Below are 669 nucleotides of genomic sequence, written 5' to 3'. Positions count from 1 at the left end.
CTTAGCGCATGCCGCGCTAGGTACGCCTTTTGTCGTGATCACAGTGAGCGCGACGCTGAGTGGTTTTGATCAAAGCCTCGTCAAAGCGGCGGCCAGTTTGGGCGCAAATCCGGTTTATACCTTTAGGCACGTGACTTTTCCGTTGATCCGTCCCGGCATGATTTCCGGTGGATTGTTTGCGTTTGGCACGTCGTTTGATGAAGTGGTCGTGGCGTTGTTTTTAACGGGCGCAGAACAAAAAACCGTCCCAAGGCAGATGTGGTCAGGGATCCGAGAACAAATCAGCCCGACAATTTTGGCTGTTGCGACCTTGCTGATTTTTATGTCCGTGTGTTTGCTCGTGACGTTGGAGATCTTACGCAGACGCAATGTCCGTATTCGTGGGATTCAAGAATAAATAAGCCTTTTTCGGTTGCTCAGAGCTTTCTCGTCCAGGAATTACTCACCATTTTGACCGAACGCGCCTCCTTGTGGGCGCTTTTTTACGTCTGCGGCTCGACAGGGGCGCTATTTGATTTGTTGAGTCTTTATTCCCGCTTGCTCAAAACGGGCGAATACAGGCTTGTGATGCTGCTGATACCAGCTCGCTGGCATGTTAGGTTTAAGCTGTAGCTTCTCCTGTTTGCTGATCACCACATAGTGCAAAAACGCGTTAAGCGTAGCCGTCAT

At 50.4% G+C, this 669-nt stretch carries 1 protein-coding gene; it reads left to right on the top strand.

The annotated features are described in order from the left end of the window. On the top strand, positions 1-397 hold a 397-nt coding region (locus R8N47_RS25630), incomplete at its 5' end, for an ABC transporter permease (protein ID WP_318186157.1). Positions 398-669: the final 272 nt, after the last annotated feature.

Source organism: Vibrio sp. 2132-1 (assembly GCF_033344315.1).
This window is presented reverse-complemented; position numbering and strand designations above follow the sequence as displayed.